General features: G+C 73.0%; 14 protein-coding genes. 10 read left to right on the top strand and 4 right to left on the bottom strand.

The window, feature by feature from the left end:
- Positions 1–3 precede the first annotated feature (3 nt).
- Positions 4–2,406: a SpoIIE family protein phosphatase gene (locus tag ACFZDI_RS15275; protein WP_391250792.1), complete on the bottom strand. Its 2,403-nt coding sequence runs from the start codon at positions 2,404–2,406 to the stop codon at positions 4–6.
- Positions 2,407–2,520: 114 nt separating this feature from the next.
- A complete protein-coding gene (locus ACFZDI_RS15270; protein WP_361113969.1) occupies positions 2,521–3,216 on the bottom strand; it encodes a GntR family transcriptional regulator in 696 nt (231 codons plus the stop codon).
- 95 nt (positions 3,217–3,311) lie between these two features.
- On the opposite strand from ACFZDI_RS15270, the gene glyA reads away from it, so the two are divergent.
- From glyA to purU, 6 genes are read left to right on the top strand one after another with little or no spacing between them, the layout of a single operon-like run.
- Positions 3,312–4,610, top strand: a complete 1,299-nt coding sequence (gene glyA / locus ACFZDI_RS15265; RefSeq protein WP_391250789.1) for a serine hydroxymethyltransferase — start codon at positions 3,312–3,314, stop codon at positions 4,608–4,610.
- Entirely contained in the window at positions 4,607–5,827 is a 1,221-nt protein-coding gene (locus ACFZDI_RS15260; RefSeq protein ID WP_234749584.1) for a sarcosine oxidase subunit beta family protein, read from the top strand. Before glyA ends, ACFZDI_RS15260 begins: the two co-directional genes overlap by 4 nt.
- A 13-nt stretch (positions 5,828–5,840) precedes the next feature.
- Entirely contained in the window at positions 5,841–6,119 is a 279-nt protein-coding gene (locus ACFZDI_RS15255; RefSeq protein ID WP_391250786.1) for a sarcosine oxidase subunit delta family protein, read from the top strand.
- Positions 6,116–8,956 (top strand): sarcosine oxidase subunit alpha family protein, encoded by a 2,841-nt coding sequence (locus ACFZDI_RS15250; RefSeq protein WP_391250784.1) that lies wholly within the window; start codon positions 6,116–6,118, stop codon positions 8,954–8,956. The genes ACFZDI_RS15255 and ACFZDI_RS15250 overlap by 4 nt, the downstream gene beginning before the upstream one ends.
- Positions 8,949–9,551: a sarcosine oxidase subunit gamma family protein gene (locus ACFZDI_RS15245; protein ID WP_391250782.1), complete on the top strand. Its 603-nt coding sequence runs from the start codon at positions 8,949–8,951 to the stop codon at positions 9,549–9,551. Before ACFZDI_RS15250 ends, ACFZDI_RS15245 begins: the two co-directional genes overlap by 8 nt.
- Positions 9,551–10,408: a formyltetrahydrofolate deformylase gene (gene purU / locus ACFZDI_RS15240; RefSeq protein WP_391250780.1), complete on the top strand. Its 858-nt coding sequence runs from the start codon at positions 9,551–9,553 to the stop codon at positions 10,406–10,408. The genes ACFZDI_RS15245 and purU overlap by 1 nt, the downstream gene beginning before the upstream one ends.
- A gap of 28 nt (positions 10,409–10,436) precedes the next feature.
- Here the strand turns inward: purU and ACFZDI_RS15235 are convergent, their stop codons facing one another.
- A complete protein-coding gene (locus tag ACFZDI_RS15235; protein WP_391250778.1) occupies positions 10,437–11,063 on the bottom strand; it encodes a LysE family transporter in 627 nt (208 codons plus the stop codon).
- Positions 11,064–11,173: 110 nt separating this feature from the next.
- Between ACFZDI_RS15235 and ACFZDI_RS15230 the strand changes: the two genes are divergently transcribed.
- From ACFZDI_RS15230 to ACFZDI_RS15215, 4 genes are all read left to right on the top strand, one after another.
- The gene (locus tag ACFZDI_RS15230; RefSeq protein WP_234749591.1) at positions 11,174–11,626 is read left to right on the top strand and encodes an Lrp/AsnC family transcriptional regulator; all 453 of its coding nucleotides are present in this window, start codon (positions 11,174–11,176) and stop codon (positions 11,624–11,626) included.
- Positions 11,627–11,815: 189 nt separating this feature from the next.
- Positions 11,816–12,652, top strand: a complete 837-nt coding sequence (locus ACFZDI_RS15225) for an alpha/beta fold hydrolase (RefSeq protein WP_391250775.1) — start codon at positions 11,816–11,818, stop codon at positions 12,650–12,652.
- A gap of 150 nt (positions 12,653–12,802) precedes the next feature.
- On the top strand, positions 12,803–13,864 hold the full coding sequence (locus ACFZDI_RS15220; protein ID WP_391250774.1) for a helix-turn-helix domain-containing protein: 1,062 nt from the start codon (positions 12,803–12,805) through the stop codon (positions 13,862–13,864).
- A gap of 96 nt (positions 13,865–13,960) precedes the next feature.
- Positions 13,961–14,623, top strand: a complete 663-nt coding sequence (locus tag ACFZDI_RS15215; protein ID WP_391250772.1) for a DUF5701 family protein — start codon at positions 13,961–13,963, stop codon at positions 14,621–14,623.
- 4 nt (positions 14,624–14,627) lie between these two features.
- On the opposite strand, the gene ACFZDI_RS15210 is transcribed toward ACFZDI_RS15215, so the two are convergent.
- Entirely contained in the window at positions 14,628–16,952 is a 2,325-nt protein-coding gene (locus ACFZDI_RS15210; RefSeq protein ID WP_391250770.1) for a helix-turn-helix domain-containing protein, read from the bottom strand.
- Position 16,953 lies beyond the last annotated feature (1 nt).

Below are 16,953 nucleotides of genomic sequence, written 5' to 3'. Positions count from 1 at the left end.
GGCTCACGCCCCGGCGGGCAGGGGCTGTTCCGCCCAGATGGTCTTGCCCGTGGCCGTCTGGCGGCTGCCCCACCGCTCGGCGAGCTGGGCGACGAGCAGCAGCCCCCGCCCGCCCTCGTCGAAGACCCGGGCCCGCCGCAGATGCGGTGCGGTGCTGCTGCCGTCGGACACCTCGCAGATGAGGGTCCTGTCGCGGATCAGCCGCAGTTCGATGGGGGCGCCGCCGTACCGCAGCGCGTTGGTGACCAGCTCGCTGACGATCAGCTCGGTGGCGAACTCCGCCTCCGTCAGGCCCCATTGGGCCAGCTGCTCGCCGGCCATCTTGCGGGCCCGGGCCACGGCCGCCGGGTCCGGTGGCAGCTGCCAGGTGCGGACCTTCCCGGCGTCGAGCACGGCCGTCCGCGCCAGCATCAGCACCACGTCGTCATCGGCGGGCCGTCCGGTCAGCAGCGTGCGCAGCACCTGCTCGCAGGTCTCCTCCAGCCCGTCCGCGGGGTTGCTCAGGGCCTGGCGCAGCAGGGCGGTCCCCACTTCGACGTCGTGGCCGGACGCCTCGATCAGACCGTCGGTGTAGAGGGCGAGCAGACTGTTCTCCTCGAGTCGGACCTCGGAGGCCTCGAACGGCAGACCGCCCAGGCCCAGCGGCGGACCGGCCGGCAGGTCCAGGAACCGTACGCCGCCGTCGGGCGTGACCAGCGCGGGCGGCGGATGCCCGGCGCGGGCCATGGTGCAGCGACGGGACACCGGGTCGTACACGGCGTACAGACAGGTGGCGCCCACCTGCCCCGACGTCTCCTCCCCGCGCACCTCCGGCCCCTCCTCCCGGTCGAGCCGGATGACGAGGTCGTCGAGCTGGGTGAGCAGCTCGTCGGGGGCGAGGTCGACGTCCGCGAGCGTCCGTACGGCGGTCCGCAGACGGCCCATCGTCGCCGACGCGTGGATGCCGTGGCCCACCACGTCGCCCACGACCAGGGCCACCCGGGTGCCGGACAGCGGGATCACGTCGAACCAGTCGCCCCCGATGTCCGCCCCGGCCCCGGTCGGCAGGTAGCGGTAGGCGATGTCCAGCGCCGCCAGGTCCGGAAGCCGCTCGGGCAGCAGGCTGCGCTGGAGTGCCAGCGCCGTGCGGCGTTCGCGTGTGAAGCGGCGGGCGTTGTCCACGCTCACCGCGGCCCGGGCGACGATGTCCTCCGCGAGCAGCAGGTCGTCCTCGCTGAACGAGTCCGGGGTCCGGTGGCGCAGGAAGTGCACCAGGCCCAGTGTGACGCCCCGGGCTCGCAGCGGCACCATCATCACCGAGTGGATCATGTGCCTGGTCACGGTCTCGGCGCGGGCCGGGGAGGCCTTGAGCCACTCCAGGAGTTCCGGATCCCCCGGCCGGTGCCGGGCGCCCCGCGCGGCGGCCAGGGTCCGCAGCGGCAGCGTCCCCACCGGGTAGTGGACCGTCCCGCCGACGCCCACCACCGACTCCGGGCAGCCCTCCAGCACCGACTGCTGTGCGGCTCGCCGCAGCGTGACCGGCGTGTCCGGCGGCAACGGCCACGGCTCGTCGCCCCGGAGCACGGACTCCAGCAGATCCACCGTGACGAAGTCCGCGAACCCCGCGGTGACGGCCACTTCCGCCATTTCCTCGGCCGTCCGGTGCACGTCGAGGGTGCTCCCGATCCGCAGACTGGCCTCGTTGATCACCGCCAGCCGGCGCCGGGCCCAGGACTGCTCGGTCGTGTCGAACACGGTCGCGGACATGCCCTGGACCGTGCCGGTCCCGTCCTTCAGCGGGGAGAGAAACATGGACCAGGCGTGCGGCCGGACCTCTCCCGGGGCCGTGGCGTACTGCTCGTGGAAGATCATCTCGCCGGTGCGCAGCACTTCCCGCTGGAGGCGGTCGTAGGTGTCGAAGGGCGGACTGGGCTCCATCTCCCACAGGGTCAGGCCCTTCATCTCCTCCTCGGAGCGGCCCATCACCTCGCTCATGATGTCGTTGGCGCCCACCAGCCGGGCGTCCCGGTCGTAGACCGCGACCGGTACGGGCAGTTGGCCGAGCGCGAGGTCCCACAGGGGCGCGTGCCCGCGCTCGGTCCGCACGGGCGGGTACACCGGTGCGGTGCCGGTCACCAGCCACAGCCGCCGGCCTTCCGCGTCCAGCAGCGGCGTCCCCTGCACCCGGACCACGATCCGGTCGCCGTCCCGGTGCCGCAGCGCGACCTCACCGACCCACCGGCGCCCCTCCTCCACGTGCCGCCGCGTGGACTCCGGGAGACCCGCGGCGAGCAGGTCGGTCACGGCCTTGCCCACGAGCTCGGCGGGTTCGTAGCCGAGCAGGCGGCGCGCACCGTCGCTCCACACCATGATCGCCCCGGCGGCGTCGACGACGACCGCCAAGTCCTCCGGTACGCGTCCGTGCACGGTGCCTCCGGATGTGCCGCCCCCGTCTGCTCTCCAGTCCCTGCACCGATTGTCCCGCTACCGGCCCACCGCGGCTCGTCTGCCGCCGGACGCGGCGGTGACCAGTGGGAACGCTCAGATTGCCGCGCGGATCGCCCGCTCGAACCCCTCGACGTGCCCCCGGGCGATCCGCGCCGCCCGCTCCGGATCGCCCGCGACGATCGCCTCGATCAGCGGCCCGTGCTCCTCGACGTGCCCCGCCATGTCCGGCAGGCGGTCGAGGAACAGGCACCAGATGCGGGTGGCGAGGTTGTCGTGCCGGACGAGTGTGTCCTCCAGGTACGGGTTGTGCGCGGTGGCGTAGACCGCGCGGTGGACCCGCAGGTCCAGGTGCATCAGCCCGGTGGCGTCCCGGCCCGAGGCGCTCGCGCCCTCCAGCTCCCGCCCCAGGGCCGTCAGGGCCGCCCGGTCCGCCGTCGTGGCGCGGCGCGCGGCCTGGGCGGCGGCCAGGGGCTCCAGTTCCTGGCGCACCTCGGAGATGTGGGCGAGGTCGGTGATGTTGACCTCGGTGGCGAAGGTGCCGCGCCGGGGGTAGGTCGTGATCAGACGCTCGTACTGGAGCCGCTTCAGAGCCTCGCGCACCGGCGTCCGCCCGACGCCGAGGGACTGGGCCAGCTGCTCCTCGTGGATCGGCGCGCCCGGCCGGATCTCGAGCATCACGAGCCGGTCGCGGATGGCGCGGTAGGCGCGCTCGGCGAGGGACAACTCCTCGCCGCCGGGCTCCGCGCTGCGGGAGTTCCCGCGGGTCGGCTCGGTCGCCAGCTGCTGCATGAATGCCCCCTTGACCTGTCCGGCGAGCTCCCATACCGTACCGCAGAGTCTGATATATCAGTCGCGCATCAGTTGGCTCCCAGGATGGTGCACCTATGGCAACCAGCCCGTCGACCAGCACACTCGCCTCCCCCCTCGCCCTGACGCTCAGCGAACTGGACCCGGACGTCGCCACCGCCGTGCGGGCCGAACTGCACCGCCAGCAGTCGACGCTGGAGATGATCGCCTCGGAGAACTTCGCGCCGGCCGCCGTACTGGAGGCCCAGGGCTCCGTCCTCACCAACAAGTACGCCGAGGGCTACCCGGGCCGCCGCTACTACGGCGGCTGCGCACACGTCGACGTCGTCGAGCGGCTGGCCGTCGACCGGGTGAAGGAACTGTTCGGCGCCGAGGCCGCGAACGTCCAGCCGCACTCGGGGGCGCAGGCCAACGCCGCCGCGATGTTCGCCCTGCTCCGGCCGGGCGACACGATCCTCGGCCTCGACCTGGCGCACGGCGGCCACCTGACCCACGGCATGCGGCTCAACTACTCCGGCACGCTGTACGACGTCGTGCCCTACCACGTGCGCGAGTCCGACCTGCGCGTCGACATGGAGGAGGTCGAGCGGCTCGCCCTCGCGCACCGGCCGAAGATGATCGTCGCCGGCTGGTCGGCATACCCGCGGCAGCTGGACTTCGCGGCGTTCCGGCGGATCGCCGACGCGGTGGGCGCGTACCTCCTGGTCGACATGGCCCACTTCGCCGGGCTGGTCGCCGCGGGACTCCACCCGAACCCGGTGCCGTACGCCGACGTCGTCACGACCACCACCCACAAGACCCTCGGCGGACCCCGCGGCGGGGTGATCCTCAGCCGGGCCACCCTCGCCAAGAAGATCGACTCCGCCGTCTTCCCCGGCCAGCAGGGCGGGCCGCTCCAGCACGTGATCGCGGCGAAGGCGGTGGCGTTCAAGGTGGCGGCGGGGGAGGAGTTCAGGGAACGCCAGCAGCGCACCCTGCACGGCGCCCGCATCCTCGCCGGACGGCTGCTGGCCGACGACGTCGCCGAGGCCGGCATCACCGTCCTGACCGGCGGCACCGAGGTCCACCTGGTCCTCGTCGACCTGCGGCACTCCGCGCTCGACGGGCGGCAGGCCGAGGACCGGCTGCACCGCCTCGGCATCACCGTCAACCGCAACGCCGTGCCCTTCGACCCGCGCCCGCCCATGGTGTCCTCGGGCCTGCGCATCGGCACCCCGGCCCTGGCCACCCGCGGCTTCGGCGCGACGGAGTTCCGGGAGGTCGCCGACATCATCGCCGAGGCCCTCAAGGGCGAACGGCCGGACGACGAACTGCGCGCGCGGGTCGACAAGCTCGCCGCCGCCTTCCCCCTCTACCCGGACGGAGCCCCGGCATGACCGCCCGACCGCTCCCCGAGCACCCGGACTTCCTCTGGCGCAACCCCGAGCCGCGCTCCTCCTACGACGTCGTCATCGTCGGCGCCGGCGGCCACGGCCTGGCCACCGCCTACTACCTCGCCGAGAACCACGGCATCACCGACGTCGCCGTCCTGGAGAAGGGCTGGCTGGCGGGCGGCAACATGGCCCGCAACACCACGATCATCCGCTCCAACTACCTCTGGGACGAGAGCGCCGCGATCTACGAGCACGCGCTCAAGCTGTGGGAGCGGCTCCCCGAGGAGCTCGACTACGACTTCCTGTTCAGCCAGCGCGGCGTCCTCAACCTCGCCCACACCCTCCAGGACGTCCGCGAGGGCATGCGCCGGGCGAACGCCAACCGCCTCAACGGAGTCGACGCCGAGTGGCTCGAACCGGACCAGGTCGCCAAGGTCTGCCCCATCCTCAACGTCTCGCCCCGCACCCGTCACCCCGTCCTCGGCGCCACCTTCCAGCCCCGGGCCGGCATCGCCAAGCACGACCACGTCGCCTGGGCCCTGGCCCGCCGCGCCGACCACCTGGGCGTGGACCTGATCCAGGGCTGCGAGGTCACCGGCTTCCTCAAGGACGGCGACCGGGTCGTGGGCGTCGACACCAACCGGGGGCGTATCCACGCGGGCCGGGTCGGGCTCGCCGCAGCCGGGCACAGCAGCGTGCTGGCCGAACGGGCGGGCGTACGACTGCCGGTGCAGTCCCATCCCCTCCAGGCCCTGGTCTCGGAGCTGCACGAGCCGGTGCATCCCACGGTCGTCATGTCCAACCACGTGCACGTCTACGTGTCCCAGGCGCACAAGGGCGAGCTGGTGATGGGCGCGGGCGTCGACTCCTACAACGGCTACGGGCAGCGTGGCTCGTTCCACGTCATCGAACGGCAGATGGCCGCCGCCGTCGAGCTGTTCCCCGTCTTCGCACGGGCGCACGTGCTGCGTACCTGGGGCGGCATCGTCGACGTCACCCCGGACGCCTCGCCGATCATCGGCCGCACGCCGGTGGAGGGGCTGTACGTCAACTGCGGCTGGGGGACCGGCGGTTTCAAGGCCACCCCCGCCGCCGGCTGGACGTTCGCACACACCATCGCCACGGGCGAACCGCATCCGCTGAACGCGCCCTTCGCCCTCGAACGTTTCACCACGGGCGCCCTGATCGACGAACACGGCGCGGCGGCCGTGGCCCACTGAGGAGGACACCACCGTGCTGCTGATCACCTGCCCGTGGTGCGGGCCGCGGGACGAGACCGAGTACCACTACGGCGGACAGGCCCTCCCCCACCCCGAGACCCCGGCCGACCTCACCGACGAGCAGTGGGCCGCGTATGTCTTCTACCGCGACAACCCCAAGGGCCCCTTCGCCGAACGCTGGATGCACGGCACCGGCTGCCGCCGCTGGTTCAACGTCCTGCGCGACACCGCCACCCACGAGGTGCTGACCACCTACCGCCTCGACGAACCGCGCCCCGGAGGGACTCGATGACCGAGCAGCGCTTCCGGCTCCCGCAGGGGGGCCGCGTCGACCGTGGCACCGTGCTGCGCTTCACCCTCGACGGACGGGAGCTGACCGGGCACCCCGGCGACACCCTCGCCTCCGCGATGCTGGCGAACGGCATCGCCGAGGTCGCCCCGTCGCTCTACCGCGGCCGCCCGCGCGGCATCATCGCCGCGGGCGTCGAGGAGCCCAACGCGCTCGTCCGGCTGGACGGCCCCTGTGCGGAGGGCATGCTCCCGGCCACGGCCGTGGAGCTGTACGACGGCCTGTCCGCCACCACGCTCTCCGGGATGGGCCGCCTCGACCCGGTGCCCGACCCCGCCGTCTACGACAAGAAGCACGTCCACACCGACGTCCTGGTCGTCGGCGCGGGACCGGCGGGGCTCTCGGCGGCCGCCGCGGCCGCCGGTTCCGGCGCCCGGGTGATCCTCCTCGACGACCGGCCCCAGCCCGGCGGTCCGCTGTTCCAGGACAGCGCGTGGGTCGCCGACGTCCGGGAGGTGCTGGACGCCGCGCCCGAGGTCGTCGTCCTGCCCCGCACCACGGCCTTCGGCTCCTACGACGACAACTACGTGCTCGCCCTCCAGCACCGCACCGACCACCTGGGAGCCGCCGCCCCCGCGGGGGTCTCACGCCAGCGGCTCTGGCACATCCGCGCCCGCCGGGTGGTGCTGGCGACCGGCGCGCACGAGCGTCCGCTGGTCTTCTCCGGCAACGACCGGCCCGGGGTGATGCTCTCCTCGGCCGTACGGACGTACCTCGACCACTACGCCGTGGCACCCGGTTCGCGGGCCGTGGTGAGCACGACCAACGACAGCGCCTACGACACGGTCGTCGCTCTGCACGCGAGCGGGATCGACGTCGCCGCCGTCGTCGACGCCCGGGCCCAACGGTCCCCCCGGGCCGCCGAGGTGGCCGGGGCTACGGGGGTGCCGGTGCTGACGGGCAGCGCGGTCGTCGACACGGCGGGGCCCGGCCGGCTCACCGGTGTCACCGTGCATGCCCTCGACACCGCGGGCCGACTCGTCGGCGAGCGGCGGACGTTCGACTGCGATCTGCTCGCCGTCTCCGGCGGATGGAGCCCGGTGGTGCACCTGCACAGCCAGCGGCAGGGCCGGCTGCGCTGGGACGAGGAACTGGTCGCCTTCGTGCCCGACGGCGCCGTGCGCGGCCAGCAGGTCGTCGGTGCGGCGCGCGGGACGTACGACCCCGACGGCTGCCGTGCCGAAGGGGCGAGGGCGGGCGCGCTGGCGGCGACGGAGGCCGGGTTCCCGGTCGCCGTGCCGGCCGAGCACACGCGGCTCCCCGCCGCCCCGACCCGTGCGCTGTGGCTGGTCCCCGCCCCCGACGGCGAACCCGGCACCTGGGACGACCACTTCGTCGACCTCCAGCGCGACGTCACCGTCGCCGACGTCCACCGGTCCACCGGCGCCGGTATGCGCGGCGTCGAGCACGTCAAGCGCTACACCTCCCTCGGCACCGCGAACGACCAGGGCAAGACCTCGGGCGTCAACGCCATCGGCGTCATCGCCGAGGTGCTCGGCGGTTCACCGGGCGAGATCGGCACCACGGCCTACCGGGCTCCGTACACGCCGGTCGCCTTCGCCGCCCTGGCCGGCCGGGAGCGCGGCGACCTGTTCGACCCGGAGCGCACCACTCCCTTGCACAGCTGGCACGTGGCGCACGGCGCGGAGTTCGAGAACGTCGGGCAGTGGAAGCGTCCCCGGTACTACCCGCGGCCCGGTGAGGACATGGACGCCGCCGTGGCCCGCGAGTGCCGAGCGGCCCGCGAGGGCGTGGCCTTCATGGACGCCTCCACCCTCGGCAAGATCGAGATCCGGGGCGCGGACGCGGGCGAGTTCCTCAACCGGATCTACACCAACGCCTTCAAGAAGCTGAAACCCGGCACGGCCCGCTACGGCGTCATGTGCCGGCCGGACGGCATGATCTTCGACGACGGTGTGACACTGCGGCTCGACGACGACCGCTACTTCATGACCACCACGACCGGGGGCGCCGCCGGGGTCCTGGACTGGCTGGAGGAGTGGCTCCAGACGGAGTGGCCCGAACTCGACGTCCACTGCACCTCCGTGACCGAGCAGTGGTCGACGGTCGCCGTGGTCGGTCCCCGGTCCCGCGAGATCGTCGCCCGGCTCGCACCCGACGTCGACCTGTCCGCCGAGGCGTTCCCCTTCATGGCCTTCCGCGAGACCACCCTGGCCTGCGGTGTCCCGGCCCGCATCTGCCGGATCTCCTTCTCCGGCGAACTGGCCTACGAGATCAACGTCTCGGGGTGGTACGGCCTGGCCGTCTGGGAACGGGTGCACGAGGCCGGGCGGCCGTACGGCATCACCCCGTACGGCACCGAGACCATGCACGTGCTGCGGGCCGAGAAGGGCTACATCATCGTCGGGCAGGACACCGACGGCACCGTCACCCCGCAGGACGCGGGCATGTCCTGGGTGGTCTCCCGGCAGAAGGACTTCATCGGCAAGCGGTCCTTCTCCCGCGCCGACACCGCCCGCACCGACCGCAGGCACCTGGTCGGCCTGCTGCCGCACGACCGCACGACCCGGCTGCCCGAGGGCACCCAACTCGTGGCCCCGGACGTCTCCCTGGAGACCGTGCCGGTGCCGATGCTGGGCCACGTCACCTCCAGCTACCACAGCCAGGCACTCGGCAGACCCTTCGCCCTCGCCCTCGTCGCCGGCGGTCGGGACAGGATCGGCGAGACCCTGCTCGCCCCGGTGGGCGAGGACCTCGTGCCCGTCGAGGTGGCCGACTGCGTCCTGTACGACCCCGAAGGGACCAAGCGAGATGGCTGACACCGGTATCGCCGCACTGCGCAACAGCCCAGCGGCCCACCTGGCGGAGCGGATGCGTGCCGCCACCGTCACCGGCGCCCGGGGCGTCACGCTGACGGAACTGCCGTTCCTCACCATGGTGAACCTGCGCGTCGACCCCGGCTCCGAGGCGGCCGCCCGCATGGAGACGGCCCTGGGGGCGCCGCTCCCGCGCCGGTGCGGCGACACCACCGCCTCCGGTGACCGCACGGCCGTCTGGCTGGGCCCCGACGAGTGGCTGGTGCTCTCCCGGTCCGACGAGGCCCCCGCGCTGCGGGAGGCACTGGGGCAGGCCCCCGGGTCGGTCGTCGACGTCTCCGCGAACCGCACGACGCTGGAACTGAGCGGACCATCCGCCCGGCAGGTCCTGGAGAAGGGCTGCCCGCTGGACCTGCACCCCCGGGTCTTCGGCCCGGGCCGGGCGGTGTCGACCACGGTGGGCCCCGTCGCCGTACTGCTCTGGCAGACCGACGACGCGCCGACGTACCGCCTGTTGCCCCGCTCCTCGTTCGCCGACTACCTGGCGCGCTGGGTCATGGACGCGATGGGCGAGTTCGGCGCACCGGAGGTGCCGTGATGCAGACGCCCGAGTACGTCCTCACCCTGGACTGCCCCGAGGCGCCCGGGATCGTCGCCGCCGTCTCGCGGTTCCTGCTCGACCACGGCAGCGACATCGTCGACAACCACCAGTTCGGTGACCGCAGGGACGGTCACTTCTTCATGCGGGTGCGCTTCGCGGCCCCCGGCCGCGAGGACACCGCGGAGCTGCTCCGGCGTGCTTTCGCCGCGGTGGCCACGCCGTTCGCGATGCGCTGGCACCTCGAACCGGCCGGTACCCGGCGCCGCGTGCTCATCATGGTGTCCCGCTACGACCACTGCCTCAACGACCTGCTCTTCCGTACCCGCAGCGGGGACCTGCCCATCGACGTGGTCGCAGTGGTGTCCAACCACCGCGACCACGAGGCACTGGTCACCTGGCACGGCATCCCGTTCTTCCACGTGCCGGTCACCGCCGCGACCAAGCCGGAGGCCGAGGCCCGGCTGCTCGGCGTCGTCGACCGGTTCGACGTCGACCTGGTCGTGCTCGCCCGCTACATGCAGGTGCTCTCCGACGACCTGTGCACCCGGCTGCCCGGCCGGATGATCAACATCCACCACTCGTTCCTGCCGAGCTTCAAAGGAGCCAAGCCCTACCACCAGGCCCACGAACGCGGCGTCAAACTCGTCGGCGCGACGGCCCATTACGTCACCGCCGACCTCGACGAGGGTCCGATCATCGCCCAGGAGGTCATCGACGTCGACCACAGCCACACGCCCGAGGACCTCGCCGCCCTCGGCCGCGACGCGGAGTCGGCGGCCCTGGCGCGGGCGGTGCGCTGGCACTGCGAGGGCCGGGTGTTCGTCCAGGGCAGACGCACGGTCATCCTGCGCTGAGGCCAGGCCGGTCGACGGATCGGGTCCGTCAGCCTGCCAGGCGTTCCGCCAGCAGGAAAACGCCGATGGTGATCATCATCGCACCGGAGACGCGGGTCACCGCCCGGGCCGCGGAGGGCCTGGTCCGCAGGACCGTGCGGGCCAGGACTCCGACGGTGAGGTAGACGACGGCACAGGCGACCATGTGCAGCGAGCCGAGCAGACCGGTCTGGCCCGCGACCGGCCAAGCTCCCGCGGGGTCGATGAACTGCGGGAACAGGGAGAAGTAGAGGAGCAGGGCCTTGGGGTTCAGTCCGCTGATCCCGATGCCCCGGAGCAGGACCCGCCCCCGGGAGGCGCCCCCGGCGCCCACTTCCTCCTCGGCGGCCGTCAGAACGGCCGGCTGCCGCAGCACCCCCCAGCCGAGCCACACCAGGTAGCCGGCCCCGGCCATGGTCAGCGCCGTGAGCAGGGTCCCCGAGCTCGCCACGACCACCACCAGCCCCGCCACGGCGAGCAGGGTGTACCCCGCGTATCCGGCCACGAGCCCGGCGACGGCCGGCACGACCGACCGGTCCCGCAGGCCCGCTGTGATCGCGTAGGCCCAGTCCGCTCCCGGGGTGAATACCAGCAGCAGGTCGACTGCCACGAAGGCCGCCAGCGTGGTCGTGTCCATCGATCGTTCCCTCTCACATGCGGTGGTGCGAGGGAAGGGTATGGCGGATCTGCCCGAAAGTGTTCCCTTCTTTTCTTCTTGATCGGCCTCTCTGGGGCAGAATTTTCTCCATGGATGCGATGGACCGGAAAATTCTTACCGAGTTGCAGCTGGACGGCCGCCTCACGGTCACCGAGCTGGCGGCGCGCGTGAAACTGAGCGTCTCGCCCTGCCACCGCAGGCTGCGCGATCTCGAACGCGAAGGTGCGATCCGCGGCTATCGCGCGGTGGTGGACCCGGCCGCCGTGGGCCTGAACTTCGAGGCCCTCGTCTTCGTCACCATGCGTCTGGAGGACGCCGACACGGTCTCCGCGTTCGAGAAGGCGGTGGCCGCCGTCCCGCACGTCCTCCAGGCCCAGCGGCTCTTCGGCGACCCCGACTACCTCCTGCGCGTCGCCGCCACCGACCTGACCGCCTTCCAGCAACTCTACGACCAGCAACTCGCCCGGCTCCCGGGCGTCCAGCGCCTCAACTCCACCCTCGTCATGAAGCACGTCGTCGACGACCGCCCGCTGCCCGGATGAGCGGCCCCGGGGCGAACGGGCCCCGGATCACCCACCGGCTGCGCGGACCACCGGCCGCTCATGCGGACCACCCGCGGAGGTGCGCCCCCGGGCAAACACCCGTGCGCTGCCGGGCAATCGACCCGCTCGCGCCGGTCCTAGCGTGGCGACGTCCCTTGCACCAGCCGCTCGGAAACGAGGAAGCAGCACATGCCGTACATCACCGTGGGCCAGGAGAACTCCACCGCCATCGACCTCTACTACGAGGACCACGGATCCGGGCAGCCGGTCGTCCTCATCCACGGCTTCCCGCTCGACGGGCACTCGTGGGAGCGGCAGAGCGCCGTCCTGCTCGACGCCGGCCACCGCGTGATCACCTACGACCGGCGCGGTTTCGGCCAGTCCTCCCAGCCCACCACCGGCTACGACTACGACACCTTCGCGTCCGATCTGCACACGGTGATGGAGACCCTCGACCTGCGGGACGCCGTCCTCGTCGGCTTCTCGATGGGCACCGGCGAGGTCGCCCGGTACGTGTCCCGCTACGGCTCGGACCGGCTCGCCAAGGTCGCCTTCCTCGCCTCCCTGGAGCCCTGCCTGCTCAAGTCCGACGACAACCCCGACGGAGTCGCCCCGAAGGAGTTCTTCGACGGGGTCGTCGCCGCCGTGAAGGCCGACCGCTACGCCTACTACACGGACTTCTACAAGGACTTCTACAACCTCGACGAGAACCTCGGCACGCGGATCAGCGAGGAGGCCGTCCGCCACAGCTGGGACGTCGCCGCCGGTGGCGGCTTCTTCGCCGCGGCCGCCGCTCCCGCGACCTGGTACACCGACTTCCGCGCCGACATCCCGGCGATCGACGTGCCGGCCCTCATCCTGCACGGCACGGGCGACCGCATCCTGCCCGTGGAGGGGACCGCACGGCCGTTCCGCAAGGCCCTTCCGGCCGCGGACTACGTGGAGATCGAGGGCGCGCCGCACGGTCTGCTGTGGACCCACGCGGAGGAGGTCAACGCGGCGCTGCTCGCCTTCCTGGCCAAGTGATCGGATTCTGCCTCCGATTCTTCCTGGACCGCCCCGGGGCGGCGTGGTGACATCGTCGAAGGCCGGCAGTGGACCCAGCTGCCGGCCTTCGACGACGCCCAGGCTTCCGACCGTGCCTGGGCCGTTGCTGATGCCCAGGGGGGAATCCAGGTGTCCGTCATCCTTTCCACCGCGTCACTGCCGGCGGCCGACCGGGGGGAGCGCTGGCACCACGCGGTGTCGCGGACCTTCATCCCGCTCGACGTGCGACTCCTCGAGGACGATCCGTCCCCCGGCAGCATCGTCAGCCACCGGCTGGGCTCCTTGGGCGTCTCGCAGGTGCAGGCGGGCCCGCAGATCGTGACGCGCAGCAGACGGCTCGCCCAGGACGGCAAGGAATTCCTCATCCTCACCCTGCAGCGGCGGGGCAGCGCCCTCAAGGAACAGGACGGGCGGGAGGCCCGCATCGGACCGGGTGACTTCTCCCTCTCCGACTCCTCGCGGACGTTCCGCAAGAAGGTGCAGAGCGCGTTCTGCTTCACTTCCTTCCACTTCCCCCGTGCGGAGCTCCACGTGCGGGACGAGGACCTGCGGACGCTCACCGCCACGGCGTTCTCCGGCCGGGAGGGGAGCGCCGCCCTGGTGGGGACCTACTTCGCGCGTCTGGCACACGAAGCGGCGCATCTCGACGCCGTCCCCGGACGCCAGTTCGCGGCCACGGCCCTCGACCTGCTGGCACTGCTGATCAACGAACGCAGCGGCCGCTTCGTCCCTCAGGCCCCCGAGACCGCAGCTGCCACCCTCGTGCGGGTCAAGGACCACATCGCACGCCACCTCGCCGACCCCGGCCTGGCACCGCCCGGGATCGCCGCGGCGCACCACATGTCGGTCCGCTACCTGCACAAGCTGTTCCAGCCGGAGGGCGTGACGGTGGGGGAGTGGATCCGGACACAGCGGCTGGAGCGGTGCCGCCGGGACCTGCTGCGCCCCCCGGCGCCGGGGCCCGGGGTCGCGGCCGTCGCCGGACGCTGGGGATTCACCAGCCCCAGCCACTTCAGCCGTTCCTTCCGAGCGGCGTACGGGATGACGCCCCGGGAGTGGCAGCGGTACGGGTTCTCCGGCGAGAGGACGGGCAAGGGCACGGGCGCAGGTGCCGGCGCGGGTACCGGGAGCACGGACACGATGGACACGGTGGAGCGGGAACCTCCCGCCGGACCGGCTCGTTGCCCATGAGTTCGGGCGTCCGCGTTCGCGCGTCCGAGAACGCCCGCGTTCGCAAGCCCGAGGTCCCGCTGCCCGGTTCGCCCAACCCCCGACCCGAGGAGTACCGTGCCCGCCACCGCGCCCGACCCGTCGACCGTCCTCCCCGCACCCCCGCCCCTGAGCGTGCAGGCCGAGCGGCTGATCCAGCTGGGGGTGCACGAGATCGGCGGGCTGTCCGCCGAGGAGATCCGTACGTTCGCCGCGGAAGCCGGGGCTGAGGGTGACGGGGCCCTGCTGGCCGTGCATCCGGACCGGGCCCCCGCATCCGCCCTCGCGCCGCTGCTGCGCCGCGACGGGAAACCGGGTTTCGTCGTCGTCGACATGCCCGACGTCGACGAGTTCGCCCCCAGCGCGCTCGACCTGCCCGACACCCCGCTCTACCTCGTCACCGGGGTCGACCGCGGGGACCACATGGCCAACTGGTCCCCGGACGAGGCCCTGCCCGCCCTCACCGAGGAGGACCGCACCCCGCTGGTGCTCACCGAGGGCATCCACTGGGTGCTCCAGCAACCCGAGGCCCTGGAGCGCAACCTCTGCTTCATGACCATCGGCTCCCGGCTGCGCAAGCCCAACGGCACCCTGGACGCCCGCACCCCGGCCCTCTGGATCAGCAACGGCACCGGCCGGGACGGCCGCGAGCGCCGCAACGCCCCCAAGGTCGGCTGGTGCTGGTGGAACAACCGCCACACCTGGCTGGGCTTCGCCTCCGCGACGGGCCGCCGCGGCTGAGGCGTCACTGCGCGAACCGGGTGAGCGGCGCCGGCCGGCCCGCGGAGAGCGCGGCGAGACCCGCACGTGCGTCGTTCCGCACGTCCGCGGGGACGCGGGCGTCCAGCGCGAGCACGGCCCGGTACTCGGCGGCGGCCTCGGCCCGCTCGCCGAGACGGGCCAGCGCGTGGGCCAGATGCAGATGGACCTTGCCCGCCTGCTTGTGCCATCCGCGGGCGTCGAACTGCCCGCGGATGGACCGCAGCGCGTCGACGGCGTCCTCCCACCGCTCCTCGTCGAGATGGACGAACGACACCGCGTAGAGCGCCGACAGGGCGGTGAACTCCCGCACGTTGGGCGGAATCCGGTCCTGGTGGCGGGGGTCCGCGAGCGCGTCCAGGATGCCCCGGCAGGTCTCCACGGCCGCCTGCGCGCGCCCCACCCCGCGCAGCACCCGGATCATCCCGCAGGAGACCTGGAGGTAGCCGTTGACGTCGTCCGCCGCCGTGAACAGCCGCGCGGCGCGGAGGTAGTGATCGGCGGCGAGCGGCAGATCGTCCACGGCGTCCCGCAGCCAGCCGAGATAGGCGTACGCCCACGCCTGCTGCAGGGTGTCCCCGCCCGTCCGGGCGAGTCGCAGCGCGCTCGTGGCCGCCTCCACCGCCTCGTCGTGCCGGCGGGCGCAGGCCCAGTACGCCCAGGCGAGGTAGTTGCGGTGGGTCGCCTCCAGCGTGGCGTCCCGCAGGGCCGCCCCGGCCGCGGCGGCCCGCTCGTAGACCTCGACCCAGTGACCCCACGACACCCAGTGGTCGGAGAACCAGTGCATGGCCTCCGCGACTTCCACGACCCGCGTGTGCTCGCCGAGGGCCGCGGCCTCGCGGAACGCGGCCAGCCAGGTGTCGCCCTCGGCCCTGATCCAGCGTGCAGCCTGCTCGCGGTCGTCCAGGGCGACCAGCCGGCCCGGGTCCTCGGGTGGTCTGCCGTAGTCCGGCTCGTGCCAGCGGCCCGCGAGGACGGCCGTGTCCAGCAGCCAGTGCCGCAGCCGGGACCGCGGGGCGAGTGACCCCTCCTCCCCGTCCTCGGAGTGGCGACGGGCGGCCGCGTACAGGCGCAGCAGGTCGTGCAGCCGGTAACGGTCCTGACGGGACGTCATGAGCAGTCCGGCCTCCAGCAGTTCCTCCAGGAGGTCCTCGGCGTCTGCCGGTGGCACGTCCGCGAGCGCGGCGGCCGCGGCCGCGCCGAAGTCCCCGCCCGGCAGCAGCGACAGCAAGCGGAACATCCGGGCGGCCTCGGGGGCGAGCCGGGAACAGGACAGCGCGAAGGCGGAGTTGACCTTCAGGTCGCCCGCGCTGAGCGCGTCCAGCCGCCGGTCCTCGTCCGCGAGTCGTCCGGCCAGCCGCTCCAGGCTCCAGTTAGTGCGGGTGGCGGCCCAGTTCGCGGCCACCCGCAACGCCAGCGGAAGATGACCGCACAGCCCGGCCACTCGGTCCGCGGCCCCCGGTTCGGCGTCCACGCGCCCGGCACCCACCACGGCACGCAGCAGGGCGGCGGACTCCCGCGGGCTCAGGGTCCCGAGCGCGACGCGCCGTACCCCCTCCAGACCGGCGAGCGTACGGCGGCTCGTCACCACCACGAGCAGCCGGCCCGCGCGCGGCAGCAGCGGCCTGACCTGGGCCTCGCTGCCCGCGTTGTCGAGCACCAGCACAGCACGCAGCCCCGTGGCGACCTCGTGGTAGCGGCCCAGACGCTCCTCGGCGGTCAGCCGGGCCAGCTCGGCCTCCCCGACACCCCAGGTGCCCAGCAGCCCCGCCACGGCCTGCTCCGCGGACGGGGGCCGCTCGTCCAGACCGCGCATGTCCACCAGGAACGCCCCGTCGGGGCAGGGCGCCGACGGCTCCTCGGCCAGTCGCACCGCCAGCGAGGTCTTCCCGCTCCCGGGCGGGCCGGACACCACGGCCACCGGCGGCGCCCCTGCCCGGCCGTCGGCCGCCTCCCGCACGAGAGCCCGCAACTCGGTCAGTTCCGCCTGCCTGCCGACGAAGTCCCGGACACCCCTGGGCAGTGTGTGGGCCGACGCCCTGACCGACTCGGCGGCCCGTGCTCCGGGGCGGGCCGCGCGGGCGGCCGCGAGGAGGCCGGCGTGTGCGGCCTCGTCCAGACCCAGGCCCTGGGCGAGCGCGGTGACGGTGCTCCGGTGCGGACGCCGGCTTCGGCCCCGCTCCATGTCGCCGATGGCCCGCCCCGAGATCCCCGAAGCCTCGGCCAGTTCCTCGATCGTCAGCCGGCGGCCCTGCCGGAGCGTGCGCAGCAGCCGGCCGAACGGCGCCGTGATCCCCACCCCAGTGCCCACC

Source organism: Streptomyces sp. NPDC007907, from assembly GCF_042959365.1.
Classification (GTDB): domain Bacteria; phylum Actinomycetota; class Actinomycetes; order Streptomycetales; family Streptomycetaceae; genus Streptomyces; species Streptomyces indiaensis.
Note: the sequence above shows the minus strand (reverse complement) of the source record. Positions and strands in the feature narration are given on the sequence as shown.

Coding starts and splice junctions, on each gene's coding strand:
- ACFZDI_RS15270 (WP_361113969.1), bottom strand. CDS start 3,216: ATGCAGCAGCTGGCGACCGAGCCGACCCGCGGGAACTCCCGCAGCGCG.
- ACFZDI_RS15230 (WP_234749591.1), top strand. CDS start 11,174: ATGGATGCGATGGACCGGAAAATTCTTACCGAGTTGCAGCTGGACGGC.
- ACFZDI_RS15260 (WP_234749584.1), top strand. CDS start 4,607: ATGACCGCCCGACCGCTCCCCGAGCACCCGGACTTCCTCTGGCGCAAC.
- purU (WP_391250780.1), top strand. CDS start 9,551: ATGCAGACGCCCGAGTACGTCCTCACCCTGGACTGCCCCGAGGCGCCC.
- ACFZDI_RS15245 (WP_391250782.1), top strand. CDS start 8,949: ATGGCTGACACCGGTATCGCCGCACTGCGCAACAGCCCAGCGGCCCAC.
- ACFZDI_RS15235 (WP_391250778.1), bottom strand. CDS start 11,063: ATGGACACGACCACGCTGGCGGCCTTCGTGGCAGTCGACCTGCTGCTG.
- glyA (WP_391250789.1), top strand. CDS start 3,312: ATGGCAACCAGCCCGTCGACCAGCACACTCGCCTCCCCCCTCGCCCTG.
- ACFZDI_RS15225 (WP_391250775.1), top strand. CDS start 11,816: ATGCCGTACATCACCGTGGGCCAGGAGAACTCCACCGCCATCGACCTC.
- ACFZDI_RS15250 (WP_391250784.1), top strand. CDS start 6,116: ATGACCGAGCAGCGCTTCCGGCTCCCGCAGGGGGGCCGCGTCGACCGT.